The organism is Halorhabdus tiamatea SARL4B, assembly GCF_000470655.1.
GTDB lineage: Archaea > Halobacteriota > Halobacteria > Halobacteriales > Haloarculaceae > Halorhabdus > Halorhabdus tiamatea.
In genome coordinates this window covers 89,153-109,658 of record NC_021921.1, presented here as the reverse complement: position 1 = coordinate 109,658, position 20,506 = coordinate 89,153, and the positions used below count along the sequence as shown (strand labels likewise).

The following is a 20,506-nucleotide window of genomic DNA, read 5'->3' as shown; positions in this document are numbered from 1 at the left end:
AGTATAGGCAACCTGCCCTGTTGGGAAATTATGCTACTATCACCGTCTACAGGACTTGTTTTCGATACTGACCGTATTTGATTTGGGTTTGAATATGGGACTTGAACTTTCGTACATAGACATATAGACTCTCAGCTATCGGGTGGCCATATTTCCTCCATTCGAGAATTCCAATAGAGAGTACTCAGAGAAGTCTTAATGGATTGTTGGAGGTTCTTCAAGTTGCTTGTATGAACGACGCCTACGACCGATCGGATCGGTTCGAACTCATCGCTGCATGCGATGAGGATGTACTCGCTCGATTCGCAAATGAAATTCTCGAGCCGAATCCGAATATGACGGTCCTTCAGGAACCGAAGCCACAGTTGCTCATGCAGCAGGTACGTGAGCCTGTTGAGCATCGCCCGTTCAACCTGGGCGAAGTCGTGGTGACGCCTGCAGAGGTGAAGCTCACTCAGAACCGTGGCTTTGCGATGCAGCCTGGGAAGTCCGAACGAGCCGCACTTTCCGGGGCTATCGTCGATGCCGCTGTCGCGGCCCGCCACGAGCTGAGCGATGAAATCGTGGAAGCGCTCGAAGCGGCCGGGAGGAACCGCCGAGCCGAACAGACACAGGAGTGGAATGAGAGCCAGCATACTGCAGTCGAATTCGAGACGATGGAGGACGAACTATGAGAGCACTCGGTATCGATCCCGTCCACGGGACACGTGAGACCTTCCGAACACTCTGTGATGCGATGAGTCGGCCTGGAACGATCCAGCAGACGCCGACCGAACCGGCCGACTATGCCGTTGTGGCGACCCTCGTTGACCACGAAATCAAAACCCATACGTCAGATGGTACGTTACAAAAGGCTCTTTCGGAGCAGGGCCGCCTCCAGGACGCACAACCAGAAGACGCTGACATCGTTCACACCCACGGCGCGCCATCGTGGGATGTCGGTAAACTGGACCGTGGATCGCTCGTTGAACCCAGTGACGGGGCGACGGTGGTCTATCGTGTCGAGTCGGTTTCGAACAGCACTACCGAGGGTTCGACGAGCGTTACGCTGTCAGGGCCGGGCGTCCCAGATGCAACGACGGTGCACATTGGGCTACCAGCCGCCGAACTCGATTCGATTCGCCAAGCGCAGTCGACGTATCCGCGCGGTATCGACGTAGTGTTCACTGTCGGTGACCAGATTGTCGCAGTACCACGGTCTGTCTCTCTGGAGGTGGCGTGAGATGGGGTACGTCGCCGTCAAGGCCGGCGAGGAAATTATCGATCGTGCGGAGCAGTTGTTCGAAAAACAGCGTTTAGATACCACTGGAGAGGTCCTCGATCTTGAACAAATCGAGGGGCAGCTGGGGCGTCTGAGTGCACAGGTCATGAGCGATAGCGGTCTCTACGCTCCGCGACTCGCTGCCCTTGCGGTGAAACAGGCCCAGGGAGACACTGTTGAGGCTTCGTTCCTGTTGCGCGCATACCGCTCAACGTTGGAACGCTGGGGAGAAACAGATCCCGTCGATCCCGACGAAATGTTCGCGATCAGGCGGGTCTCTCCTGCATACAAGGACGTTCCGGGCGGACAGATTCTCGGCCCCACGAAGGACTACACGCAGCGCTTACTCGATTTTGAGCTTGCCGAAGAGACTGAAACCGATACATCCGCAGATCCGACAGATGAGTGGGCTATCGATGAAGACTCCCCCGAGACACTGACGAACGTGATGGACATCCTGCGTGAGGAAGGGCTCGTCCACGAACCGGATAGCGAGGACGAATCCGCACCAACGGACACGACACGAGAGTCCGTAACACACCCAACAAGTCGTGATGCGATCTTACAAGAACTTGCTCGCGGTGAAACCGGCGCTGTAACTGCACTCGGCTATTCGGCGCTCCGGGGATACGGGCAGGTTCACCCGACACTCGCGGAAGTCAAGGTCGGTCGATTACCGGTGACGATCGATCATCCGTACACTGGCGATTCAGTGACCGTTACCGAAATCGAGGTGAGCGAAAGCGAGGCGGTTGTCCCGGTGTATGCAAAGCGTGACGACCCGCAGTTCGCGTTCGGGTACGGGCTAACGTTCGGACGCAACGAACGCAAAGCGATTTCGATGACCATTCTGGACGCGTCGATGCAACTCGACGGTGAAGACGAACCGGCTGAAGACCCCGAATTCGTCCTCGACACGATCGATGGGATGGACTCCTTCGGGTTCATCGAACACCTCAAACTCCCCCACTACGTCACGTTCCAGTCGATCCTCGACCGAATTCGCGGTATTCGTGACCGGAAGGGGCTCAGGAACGGGTCCAAATCAGGCAAATCCGATGCGGACAGCCCAGAGGTGAACGCCGATGACTGACAGCAACGCTGTTTCCGACGGGACAGGTTCCGCTGCTTCGGTTGATGCGGCTCTGGAAGCGCTCAAAGGTGACGGACTGGAGGGATACAACTACGCCTATCTGGACGAACACACGAAACGCGAGGTCCGGCGTGCCGTTCTCAAAGCTATTGCACTCCCGGGCCATCAGGTACCGTACGCATCGCGACCGATGCCGCTCGCTCGCGGGTGGGGGACCGGCGGTATTCAGGCATCACTGTCGCTTCTGGGTCCCGACGATACGTTCAAAGTGATCGACCAGGGCTCGGACGAGTCGGTCAACGCGGCAAATATCCGCCGATTAGCCGCCAACACCGCGGATGTAGAGACAACAACCGATGCGACAGACGCAGACGTTATTCAGACCCGTCACCGCATCCCCGAGGAAGTGCTGGCTGACGATCAGATTCTCGTATTACAGGTGCCGATCACGGACGCGCTCAGAAAGGTCGATGGCTCGGACGCGGCCAACCGACGGCGACATGCCCACAAGAACTACGGGAAGATGTGGGTGCACCTCTACGAGAACGTCGTCGAATACGGCGAAATCAACATCGCAGCCCGGTACCCGGTGATGGTCGCCGGACGCTACCTGATGGATCCGTCGCCGATCCCACGCTGGGATGTTCCTAAGCTGGACGATGCTGACAACCTGTTCGTGTTCGCTGCCGGCCGTGAGGCCCGCATCTACGCCGTGCCACCGCACACTGACGTCGAGCCGCTGGCCTTCGAGGACCGCGAGTTTCAGGTCGAGCGGTTCCCCGAAACGCCGTGTCACGCCTGCGGGTCGACGGACACATTCTTGACGGAAGTCGAGACCGACGACGGCCAGCGCGTCTATGCGTGCAACGATACGTCGTTTTGCCTGAAACGACAGGATGCCCCTCATCTCACCAAAGACCACCATTGTGACAGGGACGGCGTCGACTGGGGTCCCGGGACGCCAGATGCGGCCGGCAGTTCGGGAGGTGAGGGGAGATGACTCTGTTCGAAGCCGAGGGCTTGACGAAACGATACGGTGACGGCTGTTCGGACTGTCTCACTCGAACCGGTGACACGGCCGGGACGAACCAGTGTCCGACATGCGGAAGCATCGTCGCCTGTGCCGACGTCGACCTGACCGTCGAAACGGGCGAAGTGCTCGGTATCGTCGGCGAGTCAGGGTCGGGGAAGTCGAGTCTCGCCGAAATGCTCGCGCTCGAACCCGCTGAGGAGGGGACCGTCGACGGTGACATTCGGTACGAACAGTACGACGGAAACCTGCGACAGGCCGACTACCAGACGCGACAGCGTTTGCGAAACGACCACATCAGCCTCGTCCACCAACACATCCGTGACGGGCTCCAACTGGAGTTCTCCGGCGGTGGGAACGTTGCCGAGAAACTCCTCGCTGCCGGATGGCGTAATTACGAAGACGTCCGAGCACGCGTCCGAGAGCTGTTCGAAGAAACGGAAGTCCCGGTCGACCGAATGGACGACCCCACACACACGTACTCCGGTGGGATGCAACGTCGCGTCCAGATCGCCCGTGCGCTCGCTACCAATCCCGAACTCGTCGTCCTCGACGAGCCGACGACAGGGCTGGACGTGAGTGTCCAGGCACAGGTTCTGGATACGTTCCGACGTATCCAACGCGAACAAGATGTGGCTGCGATCGTCGTCTCGCACGACCTCGAAGTGGTTCGGTTACTGGCCGACCGGACGCTCGTGATGCGTCACGGACGCGTCATCGAGTCTGGCCTCACTGACCGTATTATGGAAGACCCACACCACGAATACACGCAGACGCTGATCAATTCGGTGATATAATAATGGCCCTATCGATCGAGAACCTGAGCAAGACCTTCGAGATGCACATTCTGGACAATAAGCGAGTCGTCGGGGTAGACGATATCTCGTTCACCGTCGACGATGGAGAGTTCGTCGCCGTCGTCGGTGAATCCGGCAGCGGAAAGTCGTCGCTGCTAAAATGCATTTATCGGACCTACGAACCGTCGAGTGGAGCGATCGTCTATCAGAACGGCGAGCGTGAAGTCGATTTGGCGACCTGTGACGAGCGCGAGATTCTCCGACTCCGTGAGAACGCCATCGGGTACACTTCCCAGTTCCTCACAGAGATTCCGCGGGTGCCCGCAGTCGATGTTGTCGCTCGTCCACTCCGCGAGCAGGGAATGGCCACCGACGTTGCCCGCCAGCGTGCAGAAGAGTTACTCTCTCGGTTACAGTTGCCGTCGGAACTGTGGGAGGCATATCCTGCAACCTTCAGTGGTGGCGAACGACAGCGAGTGAACCTCGCACAGGCCCTAGCCACGGATCCAGACCTCCTGCTCCTCGACGAACCGACCAGTGCCCTCGACCCGGATACCCGGGAAGCAGCGATCGAACTCCTTCGTGACGCACTTGACGACGGCACCACCGTTATCGGTGTCTTCCACAACGCTGACGTCGTCGAGGCAGTGGCAGACCGTGTCGTCGTCGTCGACCAGGCACGGCTCCAACGCATCGTCGACGTTGACGAGTATCAGGAGGCGGTCGTATGAGTAGCCAGTACGACGAGCAAGTCTCGACCGCGACGACGGTCATCGAAAACGCCCGCATCGTTACGCCCACTGATGTCATCGAAGGGGCTGTCCGAATCGAGGGTGACCGCCTCGCCGGCATCGGGGACGTCGACCGTCAGGCGGACCAGCGTATCGACGCCGAAGGGTGTTTGGTACTCCCCGGACTGATCGACCTCCACGGTGACGACATCGAGACCGAACTGTATCCGCGGTCAGGGGCACGTATGGACACGGGGCTCGCCCTGGCTGGAAGTGATCGCGCGAATGTCGCCGCCGGAATCACGACGAAGTTCCACGCGATTTCGTTCGAGGTCGATCACGAGGCCGATCGGTCACCCGAAATAGCGTCAGAAATCACGGCTGCCGTCCGAGACTCCGACGACCTCATCGCCGATCACCGAATCCACGCCCGGTGTGAAGTAACGCAGGAGGAGTCAGTCGACGCGGTGACCGCTGTCATCAACGACGAAACGGTGAGCCTCGTCTCGGTGATGAGCCACGTGCCAGGAAAAGGACAGTTCGAGGACGAGGAGGCGTTTCGTCAGTACTACCAGGGCACACGCGATCACTCGGTCGAGGAGATAGAAAGCATAATTCAGCGGCGACAGCGACCGAATATCGAGACGATACGCGACCGAGTGACCGATATCGTCTCGACGGCCACCCATCACAATATTCCCGTAGCCTCACACGACGACGAAAATACCGGTGAGGTCGAACACCTCGCCGATGTCGGTGTCGACATAAGTGAGTACCCGATCACGCTCGAGACCGCACAGCGAGCCCACGACATCGGCATGACTGTCACAATGGGGGCACCGAATCTCGTCCGTGGCGAGAGCCAGTGGGGGAACCTTCGAACAGCTGATACGATAGAGGCCGGCGCTGTCGACGCATTGGTCGCAGATTACTACCCGATGTCGCTCTTGGCGGCGCCGTTTGTGGACACAGGCGAATCGCTCCCGACACGAGTCGCCCGCGTCACGAAGAACCCGGCCGAAGCCGTTGGACTGACCGATAGAGGGCGGATTGTCGAAGATGCCCGGGCTGATCTCGTGGTGGTCGACGAGGAACCGACGCCGACAGTGGTCCGTGCGTTCGTCGCCGGGGACCCAGTCTATCACGCGGAGGGTACGCAATGACCCGACTTGGGGCCGCAATGGACGTTCGATTCGAGGAGTCGGTCGAAGAGTTCATCGAACTCATCACCTCATTAGGCCTGAACCACATCGAACTCAAACGCGAGTATCTCGAAGGACACCCCGACGCACCGTCGGCTGCCGCAGTCGGCGAGTTGGCCGAACAGTACGACATCTCTGTGACATACCACGCGCCGTTCAGGGACTGGAATATCGGTAGTTTCAACGATGCTGTCCGGGAAGCAAGCGTCGATCACGTCCGAGACACGCTCGACGATGCACTCGCCGCAGACGCCGAGGGCGTTGTCCTCCATGGCGGCTCGGTTCCGCATCGCTACCCAGCGTGGGTCCGTGAAGAGGCGGCTGCCAACGCACGTCGCTCACTGGTCGAATGCGCCGAATACGCTGATGACATCGGAGTCCCACTCTGCCTGGAGAATCAGCCTCGAAACGATTCGAAGCAACGCTATACGACCACGCCAACGGCTCTCGCCGAGATGCTTGCAGCGGTCCCCGTCTCGGCTGAAACGCTTCGGGTCACTCTCGACATCGGGCACGCGAAAGCGAACGGTGAACACTGGCAAGAGTTCGTAGACCAGTTTGGCGACCGAATACACATTTGTCACCTGCACGATAACGATGGGACCGAGGACACTCACGAACCCTTGACCGAGTATACGCATCTCGTAGACGCTATCCCGGCTGACACATTTATATTCGAAATGAAAGACACGAGTGATATCGCTCAGTGTGTCCGTCCTGGAGCGACCAATTAAGCCTCCTGTCAGGAATCTTTGCCTCGTATTTATGTTGGGATCGTCGGTGCGAGCGGATCAACTGCCTCTCCATGTTTCAGCCATTTGTTCGTCCACGCCGGTTACGCTGGTACTCTCGTCTGAAAGTGAGATGTGGTCTGGATGTCTCCGATGAAAGACTCCAATCGTGTTCTCGTGGTTACGTCTGTCGCCTTGTTCTTTTCCGTTCTCGTGTGGTTCAACTCGCCCTGAAGTCGGGGACTGTGAAGCCGAACCGAGGATTTGTCTCGTACTCTGCTACAGAGTCAGAGGCGGAGTCCACCGACAAGCCCCACCCTCAACGAGCGAACCCGTCAGGGTGAGCCAAGTAGGGTGAGGTAGTTGACTTGGGACAGAACCAACGCTCGATCCTCGATCGGATGGGAGGCGACGGGACCACCATGGTCGGCTCGGCAGAAGCATCTACGTCGGCCGCTTCCAACCGGAGGAACGCCGATGACCACCGACACGAACGGACCCGATATCACGCCGGACCGGGAGAACGTGATGCCGGAAACGTACGCCGTGTACGTGACTGACGACCACGTTCACGTCTGGCAGTATCGTATTACACTCTCGAAACGGACCGAGGAGTGGCACTTCGTCGAAACGCTGGCCCGCGAGGACGGCCCCAGGCTGTCTCTGACCTATACGACTCCGATGGAACCTGCCGCCGATGGGTACTGGCTCTACAGCAAAACCTACGACTGCGAACTGACCTGCGCGTGAGAACGGACCACGAGACAGACGACGATATGTTGACGGAAACCTCTCCTTATTCGGACCGACGGTAGCAAAACAGTCCGGCGTATTCTCCTGACGAACTCCTGGGTCGCTCATTCGACACAGCAACTCATCGTCGAGACGTCCCGACGGAACGCCTGGCAGGCTTGTTTGAACGCCTCGGAGAACGTCGGGAACGGGTGGATCGTGTCGATGATGTCATCGACGGTCAGTCCGAATTTGACCGCCAGTGTCGCCTCTGGAATCATGTCGGCGGCGCGGGGTCCGACCATGTGGACGCCGACGATTGCGTCTGTTTCGTGGTGTTTGACCACTTGGACGAGCCCGCGCGTGTCCTGGACCGCTTTGGCCTTGGGCACGTCTGCCATCTGAATCGTTCGACACGAACAGGTGCCGTGTTCGTCCATGTACTCGCGTTCGGTCGTCCCGACCGTGGCAACCTCCGGGCTGGTGAAGACGACTGCCGGCACTGCGTCGTAGTCGATGCTGATATCTGCATTCCCGAAGGCGTTCTTGACGGCGTGGTTGCCCTCCTTGGCAGCGACCGTTTCGAGTTCGGGGTCGCCGATCACGTCGCCGGCGGCGTAGACGTCAGGGTTCGTCGTCTGGAAGTGCTCGTTGACACGGACCGTTCCGTCGTCGTTCGTTTCGATACCCACGGGTTCCAGGCCGATGTCCTCGCTGTTTGGCTGGACGCCGGTCGCGACGAACAGCGCCTTCCCGGTGACCGTGCGTTCGGCACCGTCGGCGACTGTCTCGACAGTCACGGCCGATTCCATCGTGTCTCCTTCGTCGGCCACTGACCCGCGAACGCGCCGAAATTCATTGCCGGTGAGCACGTCGATCCCCTCTGTTTCGAAAGCGCGTTCCATTTCGCGGCCGAGTTGCTCTTCCATTCCCGAAAGGAGTCGGTCCGAACGCTGGAGGATGGTTACTTCGACGCCGACGCGGTGGAGGATCTGTCCCCATTCGAGTGCGATGTAGCCGCCCCCGATAATCACGATGCTCTCGGGGAGATTACGTTCTTCGAGGATGGTCTCGCTGGTGTAATATTCGATCCCATCGAGGCCGTCGATCGGTGGCGTCCACGGCGAACTCCCGGTGGCGACGAGTGCGTTCTCGCCGGTGATCTGTGCACCCTCGTCAGCACCGTTGACGACCGCGATGGTTGTGCCATCGACGAACTCACCGTAGCCTTCGTAGATGTCGATCTCGAAATGCTCGGCGACGTCCACGTAGTTCGTCCGCCGGAACCGCTCGACGAGGGCGTCGGATTGGTCCAGAGCGGTCACCCAGTCCACGGTCGGTTCGTGTCCGTACTGGACGGCATCGAAGGGGTTCTCTCGCGGCGCGGCGGCGTGTTCGGCGACTGCCAACAGGTGTTTGCTGGGGACGCAGCCGACGTTCACGCAGGTCCCACCGATCGGTAGGCCCGTGTTCACCATCGCCGTCGAGAGTCCACGCCGGCTCGCTTCGGTGATGGCCGCGAATGCGGCTGCCCCGCCGCCCAGAATCACGAGATCGTACGCGTTGTCCGTCGTCATACGATACTTTCGATAGCAGAGTTATTATACTGTGGAGTCCAAAGCGATTGAGTAGGTTGGAGGCTACGAAGGAATGGCAGATTCGACCCCGCAGGCGTCTATGTGTGACGTCGAAGGAACGTGCTACTGTCCGTTGACAGACTTGATGGAGACGTTGAGCCGGAAATACGCGATGCAGCTGGTCAGCGTCGTCGGTGCCCACGAGTCGCTACGCTTCGGCGAGATCGAGACCCACTTGCCGACGGCGAGCACTTCGACCATCTCGAAGCGACTCGCAGAGTTCGAGCAGGCGGGGCTCGTCACACGCACCCAGTACGACGAGATCCCGCCGCGGGTCGAATACGCGCTCACCGACGAGGGGGAAGAACTTCGTGAGCAACTCGAACCACTGCTAGCCTGGGTACAAGCCCGATCGGATACTTCTTGATGACGGACGACACTGGTACCGCAGCTCGACAGTTCCAAGCCTCGTTTCAGGTTACGGTTAAGTTACCGTGTTGACGTTTCACGCGCCTCTTTACGTGCTCCGACGGTGCTCTCGGGCATGATCTCGAACACGCGGCTGTACGGCGCGTCGATCGCCTTCGCCACAGGGCTCTATTCGCTGTGGAGCGCCAGTGCGACGGACGAAATGGTGACCGGTGGTTGGCTGATGCCCATCCTCGGCGGCGTCGTGCTGGTTCACGGCACTGTCCTGCTGACGAAATACGCCGACGCCGACCGTCTCGGGACAACTAGCGGGCTGCTGATGATCGGTTACGCGGCGATCATGCTCCTCAACCAGGCGTTGTTAGCGAACGGGATGCTCGACGACGGCAGCGGGATGGGAATGGACGGCGACATAGGAGGGAGCGCGGTCGCGACTGGAATGGGCTGGGACGCTGGCATGGTCGCCCTCGCCGTGCTCATGCGGATGTGACGACCACCGATTTCGAGTCGCCTATCACTCGTCGTAAATGTCGCTACGAATGTCCGCGACGAATTCGGCAAGGTTACGAGCAGCGGTGGTATCCAGAATGAGAATTGTACCTGTGTTCTCGCCGCGCGGGAGGTGCAAGATTACCCGTTCGTCGAAGACATGTGCACTCGCGCGGTATTCACCCTCGTGTTCGCTGGCCGCCGGGCTCTCACGTCGCCTGCGATCCGCGCGAACGTCTTCGAGAACCTCTGTTTCTAAGTCCGAAGCGTGGAGCCCATCGCTGCCCTCGCGCCGGTAGACATCACGATGGCGCGTCTCGTCGTAGACGACAATGGCTTGCAACGCCTCTCCAGCATGGGCCTTCACGTGCTCGACAACATTTTCGAATTCTTCTGGCATGTCGTGAGGTTCGCTAGTCTGGGTCTTTTGTATTGGGGTCTCAACGGATAAATATACTATCGAGTCGGTATAGCTTGGACTGCGATGGATCCCTGGGGACTGGGGCTACTCACGGTCAATTGCCGATCGATTTTCTGGAAGGAGACAAGGTTTGCTGTACGCGAAATCCCGTGACACTCATACTGCCGGCTGTAAGTTCGTAAAGATATTCGCCACACCGGGGTGGCGAATTCCTTCAGTCTGTTACAGCCGGCAGTATCACTCGACCGTTCGCTCATCGAACGAAAGCAACAGCATTGCGTTTGACACGATTCAACCCGACACAATCGGGCGATTACGCCCGCGAAAAGACGGGCGCTGAGGGCGTTCGATCGTCGAACGGATCCCATTGCAGAGTGTGAGGAGTCCGAATTCGGAGGGTTGATGAACGAAAAGATCTCAGAAACGGTCTATTGAAGTGACGCTGCGAGATACACAGCGCATATTTAGCAAGCTCGTTTTCAGATGTTTCGCTCGTTCTCTCGCGTTGCTTATGGGTCACAATCCGATGGATCTCCGGTGAACTCCAGAAGTATCCTGGACAACGTCGTCGTACGGCAGGGCAAACGCTCTCTCACTTACTCGGCTTTCTGTACGATCTCAGCAAGGTCAACATACGGTGCCGCCTCCGTTGCGATACTGTCTATTGTCACCTCCCATTGTTCGAAGGAGATCTTGGGGCCGAGCGTAAGGGGGTCGAGGTCAGGAAGGTCTGCGAGCTGTGGATACTTCGGCAAGGTGGCGACGATGGGCATCTCGTCTCCGTGCTGTTCACGAATTTGGGCCCCACCGGCTGCAAGGAGGAGGTCCTGATCAATGCCGATATTGACGAGATCCTGCGCGAGTTCGGGGATATCGAGGACAACACCCTCGACCAGGTCTCGATGTTCGGGCTCCAGATCCGAGAGCGTCCCTGGAACGGCATCGAGATTGTCTGTCACCAGGAAGGTTGCCGCGTCAGCCATGGCGGCTGTCTGCATGTTAGCAAGATCGAACCACTCGCTGATCGGGCCGAAGCCGACCAGTTGTGCTGGACCGGACCCTTCGATGACGACGATATCGTTCTCGGCCCGAAGTTCTGAAAGGGCCGTATCCGCGGTGTCCAGCACGGCTTCATGGTGATCCGGGTCGGCGAGAGTTGCGTCTTCACCCCGGAACCCAGCAACGATATCGACGTTCTCTTCGACAGTTTCGTCACCAAACACTAAATCGATCGTCCCGTCCTCGTTCGGTTTCGGCGTGAATGGGTTCATCCGCGGGTCTGGATCGGTCCGAGCCGCAACCGCTTGTAACGCTTGTGCATACCCGAACTCGGCTCCATTCTTCGTGTAGGTGACCGGGGTGAGATTGAGGGTCTTGAATGGAGCGACCTCGTATCCTTCGTCGTCAAGGAGCCGACAGAGTAGACTCGTGACGAAGCTCTTTCCAACGCCTGTTCCAAATCCGGTACCGCTGACAAAGATCGTATCACCAGTCATGTTTCGAGTCACCACTGAGAGTGGCGTTCACCGCATTGCCCGGTAGCCATCGGTGCCGAGTAACGATAACCCGGAAATATCCTGCACTTTAGGTCCCTTCCAGCGCAGCGACTGTTCGGCCCACTAGACGACGCTGGCCACGACGCAATAATTCCGACAGTGCGGAGGTCGTGGTGTCGAGTTCGTCAGCAAGATCCTCAAGCGTGGCCTCCCGAGGAATCTCGAAGTACCCCTCGTCGTAGGCTACTGCTAGGGCGTTGTGCTGTTGTGCTGTCAATCCGTACTCGTCGATATCATCAGAATCCGACTGGAATAGTCGGTGCAGGTGAAACTTGACGCTCATTTCCTGGCAGGTGTTCCGAAAAGACAGCAGATCGTCTCGCGTGGCGAATTGGACGCGCGTCCGCCATCCTGTTTCAGTTATCGTCGCTCCTTCGGGGTAGGTCCGTAATGAAACTAACCGTTCGTATACAGCAGGGACAGGTTGGTCAATCGTGATGCGGAAACGCGTCGCTTCGAACGACGATTCCAAGCGGACAACGTCACGGACTCGTGTTCCGTTTGCCATTGCCGTCTCAAGATGTTTCGGTGAAATGCCTTCCCCCGTGACGATGATATGTGGATTGTGTGGTCGATCTGCAATCACACGTTCGACATGGACGGTCCCCGAAACTGTGGCTGCCACATCGGTTAACGGGAGAGCGTCCCCGCCGAGCGTAAAATCACACACGAGACTCATACCGGGATATTGTTCTCGCGCTCCTCTTACGCTGACTGGTCTTATCGATATGCAGCTTTGACTCCGTCCAGTAGGACACTGGGATCGTGATAGTGTTTCCTGACCGGCGGGATGTCGTCTTTGTCCAGATCGAGCAACTCGTAGACGGCATTCATCGCCGAACGGACTGAGTACTCGACGGTGAACACAACGTCACGCTCCATCTCAGCGTATTGCCCGAGGAAGGCGAGGTTGTTCGACCCGTCCGGGACCACTTGCGGCCGGTCGCCGGGAGTCCGGGGCTGGAAATGTGCCGTAATGAACGGCATCATACAAGGGATGCAGTTGACATCCTCCAGCATCTCCGGGAGTCGGTCCTCGCAGTCGAGGTGATAGCACAATTCTTCGAGAATCTCCCGACCAGTGCACTCGGACATCTTCTTCTCGACGTAGTTGCCCTTTCGATCGGGAAAGAGCGCGTAGCCCCAGAAGACCGTCACGTCGTCGGGTTGGTTCGCGAAGTGTGGCTGGGCGGCGACGACCGTGGACAGGAGCCAGTTCGAGTCGACGTAGGTCGTCAAGCCGTTGCCGGGTTCTTCCTGGGTGAACTCGACGATGTGGTCGAAGAGGTCGGTGTTGTGCAGCGTGACGGTAAAGGACTCCCACTTGGTCTCCTGGACGTTGCCAGCGAAGACCTCGGGATTCCCGAACTGCGGGTTGTCCTCGGCGAGATTTCGCCAGAGCTCCCAGGAGGCCCCCGTCTCGTTCGTTTCGGGCGCTTCGTCCATCGCACCGAGGTCGGATCCGTCGGTCATCGAGCCGTTCGTGACGAACACCATGTCCGTCGGATCGACGCCGACGGTTTCGTGACCGTCGTCGGTCTCCATGTGGATGCGCTCGACTGTCCGACCCTCACGCGACGTGACGACGTCCATGTCGGTCACCTCGGTGTTGTACTGGAAGTCGACGCCCTTGTCGTCGAGCCACCGCCGGAGCGGGAGGATCATCGAGTCGTACTGGTTGTACTTCGTCCGGTCGATGCCTTCCATGGTGTGCAAGCGAGGGAATTCGTGAAAGAACCGGTACATGTAGCGGCGCATTTCAGCGACGCTGTGCCAGGGCTGGAACGCGAAGATGGTCGCCCAGACGTACCAGAAGTTCGTCTCGAAGAAGTCGTCGCTGAACCACTCTTCGATCCGGGTGTCGCCCAGGCGTTCCTCCGGGATGACCGCCAGACGGGATAGCTGGAGTCGGTGGCGGGTATCCAGTTGGTTCTTCGCGGCGTCGATTCGGTGGCTTCCCGACATCAGCCGGGTCTCGGCGTCGGACTCGTGGATCCGGTTGAACTCGTTCATCTCCTCCTTGACGGAGATGTTCGGCTCCTCCAGGGAGGGAATCGTCCGGAAGAGGTCCCAGGTGCACTCGTAGGCGGGGAAGTTGAACATGCGTCCGCCCCGGATAACGTACCCCTCCTCGGGATCGCCCGCGCCGTCCATTGCGCCCCCCATCACGTCGAGTTTCTCGTAGACGTGAACGTTCTCGCCGGGGACGTTCCCGTCCCGGATCAGGAAGGCGGCCCCAGCCAGTCCCGCAATGCCACCGCCCGCAAAATGTGCCTCACGCTCACTGGCCCGTAGCTTCCGGGGACGCTTCCGGACGCTCATTGGTCTCCCTCCAGGGCGTGATTAACGGTTGTACGTCCGATGCTCGGGCCGACCGTCAGTAGTGTGATCATAGCTAGTCTCTTGTGTTAGATGGCGACGGGTTGCAACTCGCGCCGTCCGTCGGCTCTACACACATAGCAGTACAGCCGCTCTGTGGCTAACAGTTTGCAGGATATATCCTACCACTTATGAGTGAGCCCCTTCGTCGAGAGGCAGGCAGACCCGACGATCATCCGTGTGGCCAACCGACGTGGTCCCCGCTGTATCTGCTCAGAGAGCGCCGAAGTTGTTGTATCGAGTTCGTCAGCGAAATCGTCTCGCGTGGCGAATCGGACGCGCTTCCGTCATCCCGTTTCAGTTATCATCGCCCTCTCGGGGTAGGATCCCACGGCTCAGCTCCGGCAGTCGCTCTACTGCATAGACCCTCTGAGTCAGTCACGCTGATTCTGACAGAATATGACGCTGTCGTGTCAATCGGCGATTGATTTTCTGGACGGGGGCCAGTTTGGCTGTACGCGAAATCCCGTGACACCCACTCGGCCGTTTGCTCATCGAACGAAAGCAACAGCATTGGGTTTGACACGATCCAACCCGACACAATCGGGCGATTACGACCGCGAAAAGACGGGCGCTGATGGATTTGAACTACGCGAACGCCTCGCTTTGCTCTGCGTTCTCTCATTCAAATCCCTCAGGTGGCGCATTTGCTGCTCACGGATTGTTCGCAGCAAAATGCTACGGGCGCTGCAGGGACTCCAGCGTTCCAGACGATTTCGCGGGTCCTGCCGGGCGCGCTCCTTCGTCGCGCGCCGGGCGGGCTTCCACCTTTGAACCCTTGCGTCCTCGCCGCCGACAACCCGCGTCGGCGGCTGCGGGCGACCAGCGCTGCCGCGGGCCGGTTTCGCGGTTCTCACCGGCGACAAACCGCGTCGCCGGTTGCGCTTCCACCCCGACTGGGTCCGTCGGTTCTCTCGCATCTTGTCCAGAAGACCCGCTCCCGACCCGCAGGACACCGGTTCCAAGACTTACCAACCATGACCCGACGACAAGACGACTTGGAACCAATCGACCCTCAAGACGCGCTCGACCTGTATATCCAAACAATCGAAGGCGACAAATCCCAAGCCACGATCTACTCCCACTCCTCACGATTAGGGCACTTCGTCCGCTGGTGCAACGGAACCACCGACGACGCCGACGAAGCAGAAACCGAAGACGACGAAAGCGAACCACGCGTTACCAACCTGAACAACATAACCGGGCGCGACCTACACCGGTACCGACTCTGGCGGCGCGACGACGGTGACCTGAACACGGTTTCGGAGAAAACACAGATGGACACGCTACGCGTGTTCATACGGTTCTGTGAGAGCATTTCAGCAGTCCGCGAGGACTTATCAACGAAAGTCGTGTCACCCACGCTCGATAAGGGGGAGAACGCCCGTGACGTGATGCTGGACGCCGACGTCGCACACGGCATTCTCGACTGGATGGAACGGTACCGGTACGCTTCTGTGCAGCACGTCACGCTCGCGCTCGCATGGCGCTGCCACCTCCGACGCGGTGGGCTGCGGGCGCTTGACGTGGACGACTACAACGCCGATGAGAAGTACTTAGACGTCCAGCACCGGCCCGAGACGGATACTCCGTTGAAGAACAAGGACGCCGGAGAGCGGTTCGTGGCGCTGCGAGACGATACCGCGCAGTTGCTGGATGATTACCTCAACAGTCCGGATCGGCATGACACGACTGACGACCACGGCCGCAACTCTCTGTTAACAACGAGGTACGGGAGACCGCACGTCATGACGATCGCATCCTGGATATGGGGCGTCACCCGACCGTGCGTGTCTACCAACGAATGCCCGGAAGGCCGGGATATCGATGAGTGTGACGCCGCTGCGCAGAGGCAGAAAGCGTCCGGGTGCCCGGTGTCAGTCAGTCCGCACGCGGTCCGCAGGGGTGCGATTACGCACTGGTTGTCCGAGGACGTACCGCCGTCTGAGGTTGGACGGCGGGCGAACGTGGACCCGGAGACGATCGACAAGCATTACGATGAGCGCGGGAAGCAAGCTCGGATGGAGCAACGCCGTCGGTTCCTCGACCGGTTCGCTGGGGAGTGATGGGCGTGGAGGACGGGTTCGCATGGCCTCACACCACGGGTTCGCGTTACTAATGACTCGTCCTCCGTCCTGCAGAACACGTGTCGTCCCAGAGAATCGCGTGACACCGGCACTTACCAACTAATAGGTGTAACGGGTGACATTACACCGAGCGAGTGTTCTCCCCGTCCGTGTGTACTACCAACGCGTAGGTTTTGTCCGGGACCGTGTACTCGACACGGTCGCGGTACCCCGCAACATCCAAGCAAGTGCTCTCCCCAATCCCGAGTAATTCTGCTGCGTCCGCCGGGATATTGACGTAGAGACTCCCTCCGTCTGAGTGTTGTTGAATGCTCCGTGTCCCGTACCATACGACGTGTTCCCCGTCGTCATGGAGTGAGACGTGGACCATGGAGTCCGACGTGAAACCTACCGTTCGGTGTGCTGTGAGCGGGATGTTGATGTAAAGGGCGTTGCTGCTACTCCCGGTTTGCGGGGTTCGTGTGCTTGTGTGGACCGGGGCCTGGGGCACTCCGTCCTTGTCGTTGGTGTGCGCGGGTTCCATTGCGTTCGTGTACCGGGTGTAGGGGTATCGGTGACAGATACATCGCCGCGCGACCCTGTCCGTGTTATTGTCCGTGTTAGTGCTTGAGAGGGGTTCTACCTCTGGTTTTACTGATGTACGGGTTACGGACACTCATGGCACCTGACCTTCCGGCACTATTCACAAACACGGTTACCAGTGCATCCAGTATCGCCGTTCTTGGGTACACGATGGGCGTTGACCCGCTCAGCGCACTCGGTACGCAAGCAGCAGTCATGATCGGTACGGTCGTTGCGCTGTGCGGGGGTTATGACCTCGCCGATCAGTTCGATCTCTTCGACGAGTAAACAATGCGTACAGGAACTGTAACGCAGAGAGTCGGCGCTCTTGCGCTCGTAGCAGCGCTCATCATGAGCGTCTTCGCTGCAGGACCCGCCGCGGCTGCAGCATCCAACGTTAGTATCGAGGCGACAGACTACGACGTTGACGAACCCACCACCGCGGGCGTCACGTTCAACGTGACGGCGGACGCTGGCGGGATTAGTAATCAGACGCTGTCAGTCGCTGTCGTAGACGAGTCTGCCAGTTCAACGACTGCCACCTACGAACGCCAGGTGGACGTGGCAGCGAATCAGACGAAGGCAGTCACGATCGACGTGTCCCCTGAACAGCAGGGAATTGCACCTGGGACGTACTCGCTGCAGGCTAACGTTGACGGTGTAACTGCCACGAGCACACTGACTGTCAACGAGGTTGCTGACCCGTCAGTCACCCTTGACCAGTCAGAATACAGCGTGAACGGCAGTGCAGCGACGGTGAACGCAACCCTGAGCGCTGGCGGACAGGACCGCGTTGGCCCTGTTGAGTTCGTTGTTCTCAACGATTCCGGTGGCGTCGTGCATTCTGAGACGATGGACGACTATTCGCTCAGTGCATCGAGCACTGCAGACGAGTCGTTCACAATCGCGCCTGCAGACGTTAACGCGGGCAATTACACGGTTGAAGCCGTGTACGCAGGCACGTCAGCGTCCGCACCGCTGACAGTGGAGAACACCGACGACGCCCCGGTCGGCGGCGGTGTCATCAGTGACGCCGCAGGCGACCCGGTTGCGCTGGGCGGTGTGGCAGTCGTGATAGTCCTCATCGGGCTTGCTGCGCGCGCTGAGTAACACGTTCAACCAATTTTTTGATACAAACATGACCAAGGAGAAAGACGACAGCGAACTTGTCAATGACGGCGACGCGAGCGGTGACGGGGTGACGGTATCGAGACGCCAACTAATGCAGGCAATGGCAGCCGCGGGCGTGACGGCGACTGCAGGGTCATCGCTGACCTCTACAGTCGCTGCGCAAGAGAACACGACGACGTCTGACAGTAACACTGTGGATCCAGACGCTCCCCCAGAGGAGTACTGGATGGAGGACAGCTACAGTGATTACGTCGCTAACGACAATCACGAAACTCTGTTCTCAACACCGTCAGCTGCGGAAACCACGGAAATGTTCTTCATGGCGTCAGGGCTCGGCATGGCCGCTGTCGCTGGCGGGGCGACTACGCGAGCAATCACGCAGAAGAACACTGGTGTGTTCGAGGCAGGACGTGACATTTTCAGCGACGTCTTCTTCGACCCGTTCAGCCCGGGTGACGTTGCCGGAGGGACTGTCCTGCAGCAAGCCTGGTATGATATCGCTGAGGCCCATCAGTTGCTTGAGCGCGGGATTACGCAGTGGCAGTCTGCGTTGGGCGAGAACGAGCAGCTCGCACACGCTGAAATCGAGTTAGCGACGCGAGCAGCGTTCAACAGCGGGGAATCGATGGGTGTTGCGAAGAGCAACGCGCGCGCTGCAGTCAGAGAGTTGTTCGCCAGTAACGAACTCAATCTGTTAGTCCTGGTCGAGGAGTTGTTCATCCGAATCAACGGCGTGTTCTTCCGGGTTGCGTCAGAGTTGGATAACACGTCGCTCAAGGACTACTGGAGCTTCAACAGCGCCGCTAACCTCACACACTCCAATTTCACGCTCCACCAGCCGAGCATGCATCCAGCCAGAGTGTCGCTGATGGATGGTCGAATCCTCGAAACCGGTGTCATGCAGTTGATCCCAGAGCAGGACACTGACGAGATGATCGTCCACCCCCTCCACGACGCAATCGCCGCGGAGGGACGCTGGGACTGGGTGCCAAGCACGACTGACAGCAAGACGTACCCGATCCCGCCAGTCCTGTACGCTCCACCCGACTTCTTGGGTGATAGCGAATACCAGTTGGGGATGTACAATCAGCGACTCGGGGACTTGGCGTCTGAGATGTACACGAAGCTCTGGGATCTGGTTAGAACGTTCGACTCAGAGATTGACGCGTACGTTGAGACGATGTACACGGCGTACGAGGGGAAGGGTCGCATCCCGATGAGCGCACTGTCGAACGCTGCAGTTCGACGCGAGTTAGGGCTTGACTGGGCGGAAACCGGCAGTACCGGGTTCGCAATCATTAGCGCGTTGAAGCGCGGGAAGCGAGGGAACACGAAGATGAACGCGGACGTTGAGATCCTGGAACCCAGCGAAAGCGTTGGCGACGGGCAGCGAATTGACGACACAGTCCCGATTCTCGGGGGTGACGAAGGCTGGGTTCCTGGTAGTGCGAAGACGGTTGAGTACGACTTGAGCGAGGGTGCGAAGATCGACGGCGTGGAACTGCACGTCAAAGGCCAACCGGCCAATGGCCAGCACATAATCGAGTTCGCCGACGGAACCACTCAGGCGGTCCAATACGGGCAGTTAATGACGAGCGGGGAGTGGATGTCCAGTGAGGACCCGGGCGAGTGGGATGCGAGCTTCTACATCCGCCTCGATTCAGCGGATTACGCGTTGAGCGACATTAAATCGCTCACTGCGAGCGTGGACGAAGCCCTGTTCGTTGGCGAGACCTACCGGATCCCGGATCCGAACGACGTGAACGCCGAATTCGTCGTCGCGGATTACGACTCGATGTGGCGCTCGCTCACGAACCCTGGGCAAGGAATCCACATCCATAGCGTGACGAACGCGGAAGGCGAGGAAATCGACGCGTTGTGGATGAGAGATGGCAGGCAGGCGGAGTTGTCCAGTGATGGTGCGGAGGAACTGATGCGCCGGCAGATCCACACGGCCGCTGAACGGACGCGGCACAAGGGCCGGTATGACCCGCCGGGTGGTGGCGGTGCTGGCGGTGACGGTGGGAACGCGTTACTGTATGTGCTCGGTGGTGCTGCAGCGACCGGCGCTGCAGTACTCGGACTCCAAGACCGCGACTCCGGAGGTGACCAGTAGTGTCACTCTTGAAGATGCTGAATCCGGGGTATTGGTACATGAAAGCCGCGGTTCTCGGTGTCAGGGTGGTGTTTGTCGCCGTTGCGCTCGCGGTTGTTGCGTGGGTGGCGGTTTCGACTGGTGTGATTGACGTGGGAGGTATCGCTGGCGGGCTGTTCCGGTCGCTGTTCGGGGTGTAAGATT

21 protein-coding genes and 1 pseudogene are annotated in these 20,506 nt (G+C 59.1%); 17 read left to right on the top strand and 5 right to left on the bottom strand.

From position 1 onward, the window contains the following. Positions 1-230 precede the first annotated feature (230 nt). The 10 genes and pseudogenes from phnG to HTIA_RS00530 all read left to right on the top strand — a co-directional run bounded on the left by phnG (position 231) and on the right by HTIA_RS00530 (position 7,595). Entirely contained in the window at positions 231-674 is a 444-nt protein-coding gene (phnG, locus tag HTIA_RS00570) for a phosphonate C-P lyase system protein PhnG (protein ID WP_008525121.1), read from the top strand. Further along, on the top strand, positions 671-1,222 hold the full coding sequence (phnH, locus tag HTIA_RS00565) for a phosphonate C-P lyase system protein PhnH (RefSeq protein ID WP_008525124.1): 552 nt from the start codon (positions 671-673) through the stop codon (positions 1,220-1,222). The genes phnG and phnH overlap by 4 nt, the downstream gene beginning before the upstream one ends. Before the next feature lies 1 nt (position 1,223). Then, on the top strand, positions 1,224-2,354 hold the full coding sequence (locus HTIA_RS00560; RefSeq protein WP_008525126.1) for a carbon-phosphorus lyase complex subunit PhnI: 1,131 nt from the start codon (positions 1,224-1,226) through the stop codon (positions 2,352-2,354). Continuing rightward, positions 2,347-3,354, top strand: a complete 1,008-nt coding sequence (locus tag HTIA_RS00555) for an alpha-D-ribose 1-methylphosphonate 5-phosphate C-P-lyase PhnJ (RefSeq protein ID WP_008525128.1) — start codon at positions 2,347-2,349, stop codon at positions 3,352-3,354. The genes HTIA_RS00560 and HTIA_RS00555 overlap by 8 nt, the downstream gene beginning before the upstream one ends. Continuing rightward, complete coding sequence (locus tag HTIA_RS00550) at positions 3,351-4,181, top strand: ATP-binding cassette domain-containing protein (RefSeq protein WP_008525129.1); 831 nt, start codon at positions 3,351-3,353, stop codon at positions 4,179-4,181. Before HTIA_RS00555 ends, HTIA_RS00550 begins: the two co-directional genes overlap by 4 nt. Positions 4,182-4,183: 2 nt before the next feature. After that, positions 4,184-4,912, top strand: a complete 729-nt coding sequence (gene phnL / locus HTIA_RS00545; RefSeq protein WP_008525130.1) for a phosphonate C-P lyase system protein PhnL — start codon at positions 4,184-4,186, stop codon at positions 4,910-4,912. Continuing rightward, entirely contained in the window at positions 4,909-6,075 is a 1,167-nt protein-coding gene (locus HTIA_RS00540) for an alpha-D-ribose 1-methylphosphonate 5-triphosphate diphosphatase (protein WP_008525131.1), read from the top strand. Before phnL ends, HTIA_RS00540 begins: the two co-directional genes overlap by 4 nt. Further along, positions 6,072-6,848, top strand: coding sequence for a sugar phosphate isomerase/epimerase family protein (locus HTIA_RS00535; protein WP_021029460.1), 777 nt, complete (start codon positions 6,072-6,074; stop codon positions 6,846-6,848). The genes HTIA_RS00540 and HTIA_RS00535 overlap by 4 nt, the downstream gene beginning before the upstream one ends. Before the next feature lie 218 nt (positions 6,849-7,066). Continuing rightward, positions 7,067-7,189 (top strand): annotated as a pseudogene (locus tag HTIA_RS17375) (RNA-guided endonuclease InsQ/TnpB family protein); the annotation flags it as partial. A gap of 133 nt (positions 7,190-7,322) precedes the next feature. Continuing rightward, positions 7,323-7,595 (top strand): hypothetical protein, encoded by a 273-nt coding sequence (locus tag HTIA_RS00530; RefSeq protein WP_008525133.1) that lies wholly within the window; start codon positions 7,323-7,325, stop codon positions 7,593-7,595. Between the two features lie 107 nt (positions 7,596-7,702). Here the strand turns inward: HTIA_RS00530 and merA are convergent, their stop codons facing one another. Further along, a complete protein-coding gene (merA, locus tag HTIA_RS00525) occupies positions 7,703-9,154 on the bottom strand; it encodes a mercury(II) reductase (RefSeq protein ID WP_008525134.1) in 1,452 nt (483 codons plus the stop codon). A gap of 73 nt (positions 9,155-9,227) precedes the next feature. Between merA and HTIA_RS00520 the strand changes: the two genes are divergently transcribed. Together HTIA_RS00520 and HTIA_RS00515 are read left to right on the top strand one after the other, a co-directional pair. Then, complete coding sequence (locus HTIA_RS00520) at positions 9,228-9,581, top strand: winged helix-turn-helix transcriptional regulator (protein WP_044950591.1); 354 nt, start codon at positions 9,228-9,230, stop codon at positions 9,579-9,581. A 117-nt stretch (positions 9,582-9,698) separates the two neighbouring features. Beyond that, positions 9,699-10,073 carry a hypothetical protein gene (locus HTIA_RS00515; protein WP_008525136.1) on the top strand — a complete coding sequence of 125 codons (375 nt, stop codon included), beginning with the start codon at positions 9,699-9,701 and terminating at the stop codon, positions 10,071-10,073. Between the two features lie 24 nt (positions 10,074-10,097). On the opposite strand, the gene HTIA_RS00510 is transcribed toward HTIA_RS00515, so the two are convergent. From HTIA_RS00510 to HTIA_RS00495, 4 genes are all read right to left on the bottom strand, one after another. Beyond that, on the bottom strand, positions 10,098-10,472 hold the full coding sequence (locus tag HTIA_RS00510) for a hypothetical protein (RefSeq protein ID WP_008525137.1): 375 nt from the start codon (positions 10,470-10,472) through the stop codon (positions 10,098-10,100). 617 nt (positions 10,473-11,089) lie between these two features. Continuing rightward, positions 11,090-11,989 carry a nucleotide-binding protein gene (locus tag HTIA_RS00505; RefSeq protein WP_008525146.1) on the bottom strand — a complete coding sequence of 300 codons (900 nt, stop codon included), beginning with the start codon at positions 11,987-11,989 and terminating at the stop codon, positions 11,090-11,092. A gap of 88 nt (positions 11,990-12,077) precedes the next feature. Next, the gene (locus tag HTIA_RS15560; RefSeq protein ID WP_021029461.1) at positions 12,078-12,728 is read right to left on the bottom strand and encodes a helix-turn-helix domain-containing protein; all 651 of its coding nucleotides are present in this window, start codon (positions 12,726-12,728) and stop codon (positions 12,078-12,080) included. 41 nt (positions 12,729-12,769) lie between these two features. Then, positions 12,770-14,371, bottom strand: coding sequence for an oleate hydratase (locus tag HTIA_RS00495; protein WP_008525148.1), 1,602 nt, complete (start codon positions 14,369-14,371; stop codon positions 12,770-12,772). A gap of 1,034 nt (positions 14,372-15,405) precedes the next feature. Here HTIA_RS00495 and HTIA_RS00490 point away from each other — a divergent pair. From HTIA_RS00490 to HTIA_RS00465, 5 genes are all read left to right on the top strand, one after another. After that, positions 15,406-16,494 carry a tyrosine-type recombinase/integrase gene (locus HTIA_RS00490; RefSeq protein WP_008525149.1) on the top strand — a complete coding sequence of 363 codons (1,089 nt, stop codon included), beginning with the start codon at positions 15,406-15,408 and terminating at the stop codon, positions 16,492-16,494. A 678-nt stretch (positions 16,495-17,172) separates the two neighbouring features. After that, the gene (locus HTIA_RS00480) at positions 17,173-17,364 is read left to right on the top strand and encodes a hypothetical protein (protein WP_044950585.1); all 192 of its coding nucleotides are present in this window, start codon (positions 17,173-17,175) and stop codon (positions 17,362-17,364) included. A 3-nt stretch (positions 17,365-17,367) separates the two neighbouring features. Further along, positions 17,368-18,186 carry a hypothetical protein gene (locus HTIA_RS00475; RefSeq protein WP_021029462.1) on the top strand — a complete coding sequence of 273 codons (819 nt, stop codon included), beginning with the start codon at positions 17,368-17,370 and terminating at the stop codon, positions 18,184-18,186. A gap of 28 nt (positions 18,187-18,214) precedes the next feature. After that, on the top strand, positions 18,215-20,323 hold the full coding sequence (locus HTIA_RS00470) for a hypothetical protein (protein ID WP_008525156.1): 2,109 nt from the start codon (positions 18,215-18,217) through the stop codon (positions 20,321-20,323). Beyond that, a complete protein-coding gene (locus HTIA_RS00465) occupies positions 20,323-20,502 on the top strand; it encodes a hypothetical protein (RefSeq protein ID WP_008525158.1) in 180 nt (59 codons plus the stop codon). The genes HTIA_RS00470 and HTIA_RS00465 overlap by 1 nt, the downstream gene beginning before the upstream one ends. Positions 20,503-20,506: the final 4 nt, after the last annotated feature.

Coding starts and splice junctions, on each gene's coding strand:
- phnG (WP_008525121.1), top strand. CDS start 231: ATGAACGACGCCTACGACCGATCGGATCGGTTCGAACTCATCGCTGCA.
- phnH (WP_008525124.1), top strand. CDS start 671: ATGAGAGCACTCGGTATCGATCCCGTCCACGGGACACGTGAGACCTTC.
- HTIA_RS00560 (WP_008525126.1), top strand. CDS start 1,224: ATGGGGTACGTCGCCGTCAAGGCCGGCGAGGAAATTATCGATCGTGCG.
- HTIA_RS00555 (WP_008525128.1), top strand. CDS start 2,347: ATGACTGACAGCAACGCTGTTTCCGACGGGACAGGTTCCGCTGCTTCG.
- HTIA_RS00550 (WP_008525129.1), top strand. CDS start 3,351: ATGACTCTGTTCGAAGCCGAGGGCTTGACGAAACGATACGGTGACGGC.
- phnL (WP_008525130.1), top strand. CDS start 4,184: ATGGCCCTATCGATCGAGAACCTGAGCAAGACCTTCGAGATGCACATT.
- HTIA_RS00540 (WP_008525131.1), top strand. CDS start 4,909: ATGAGTAGCCAGTACGACGAGCAAGTCTCGACCGCGACGACGGTCATC.
- HTIA_RS00535 (WP_021029460.1), top strand. CDS start 6,072: ATGACCCGACTTGGGGCCGCAATGGACGTTCGATTCGAGGAGTCGGTC.
- HTIA_RS00530 (WP_008525133.1), top strand. CDS start 7,323: ATGACCACCGACACGAACGGACCCGATATCACGCCGGACCGGGAGAAC.
- merA (WP_008525134.1), bottom strand. CDS start 9,154: ATGACGACGGACAACGCGTACGATCTCGTGATTCTGGGCGGCGGGGCA.
- HTIA_RS00520 (WP_044950591.1), top strand. CDS start 9,228: ATGGCAGATTCGACCCCGCAGGCGTCTATGTGTGACGTCGAAGGAACG.
- HTIA_RS00515 (WP_008525136.1), top strand. CDS start 9,699: ATGATCTCGAACACGCGGCTGTACGGCGCGTCGATCGCCTTCGCCACA.
- HTIA_RS00510 (WP_008525137.1), bottom strand. CDS start 10,472: ATGCCAGAAGAATTCGAAAATGTTGTCGAGCACGTGAAGGCCCATGCT.
- HTIA_RS00505 (WP_008525146.1), bottom strand. CDS start 11,989: ATGACTGGTGATACGATCTTTGTCAGCGGTACCGGATTTGGAACAGGC.
- HTIA_RS15560 (WP_021029461.1), bottom strand. CDS start 12,728: ATGAGTCTCGTGTGTGATTTTACGCTCGGCGGGGACGCTCTCCCGTTA.
- HTIA_RS00495 (WP_008525148.1), bottom strand. CDS start 14,371: ATGAGCGTCCGGAAGCGTCCCCGGAAGCTACGGGCCAGTGAGCGTGAG.
- HTIA_RS00490 (WP_008525149.1), top strand. CDS start 15,406: ATGACCCGACGACAAGACGACTTGGAACCAATCGACCCTCAAGACGCG.
- HTIA_RS00480 (WP_044950585.1), top strand. CDS start 17,173: ATGGCACCTGACCTTCCGGCACTATTCACAAACACGGTTACCAGTGCA.
- HTIA_RS00475 (WP_021029462.1), top strand. CDS start 17,368: ATGCGTACAGGAACTGTAACGCAGAGAGTCGGCGCTCTTGCGCTCGTA.
- HTIA_RS00470 (WP_008525156.1), top strand. CDS start 18,215: ATGACCAAGGAGAAAGACGACAGCGAACTTGTCAATGACGGCGACGCG.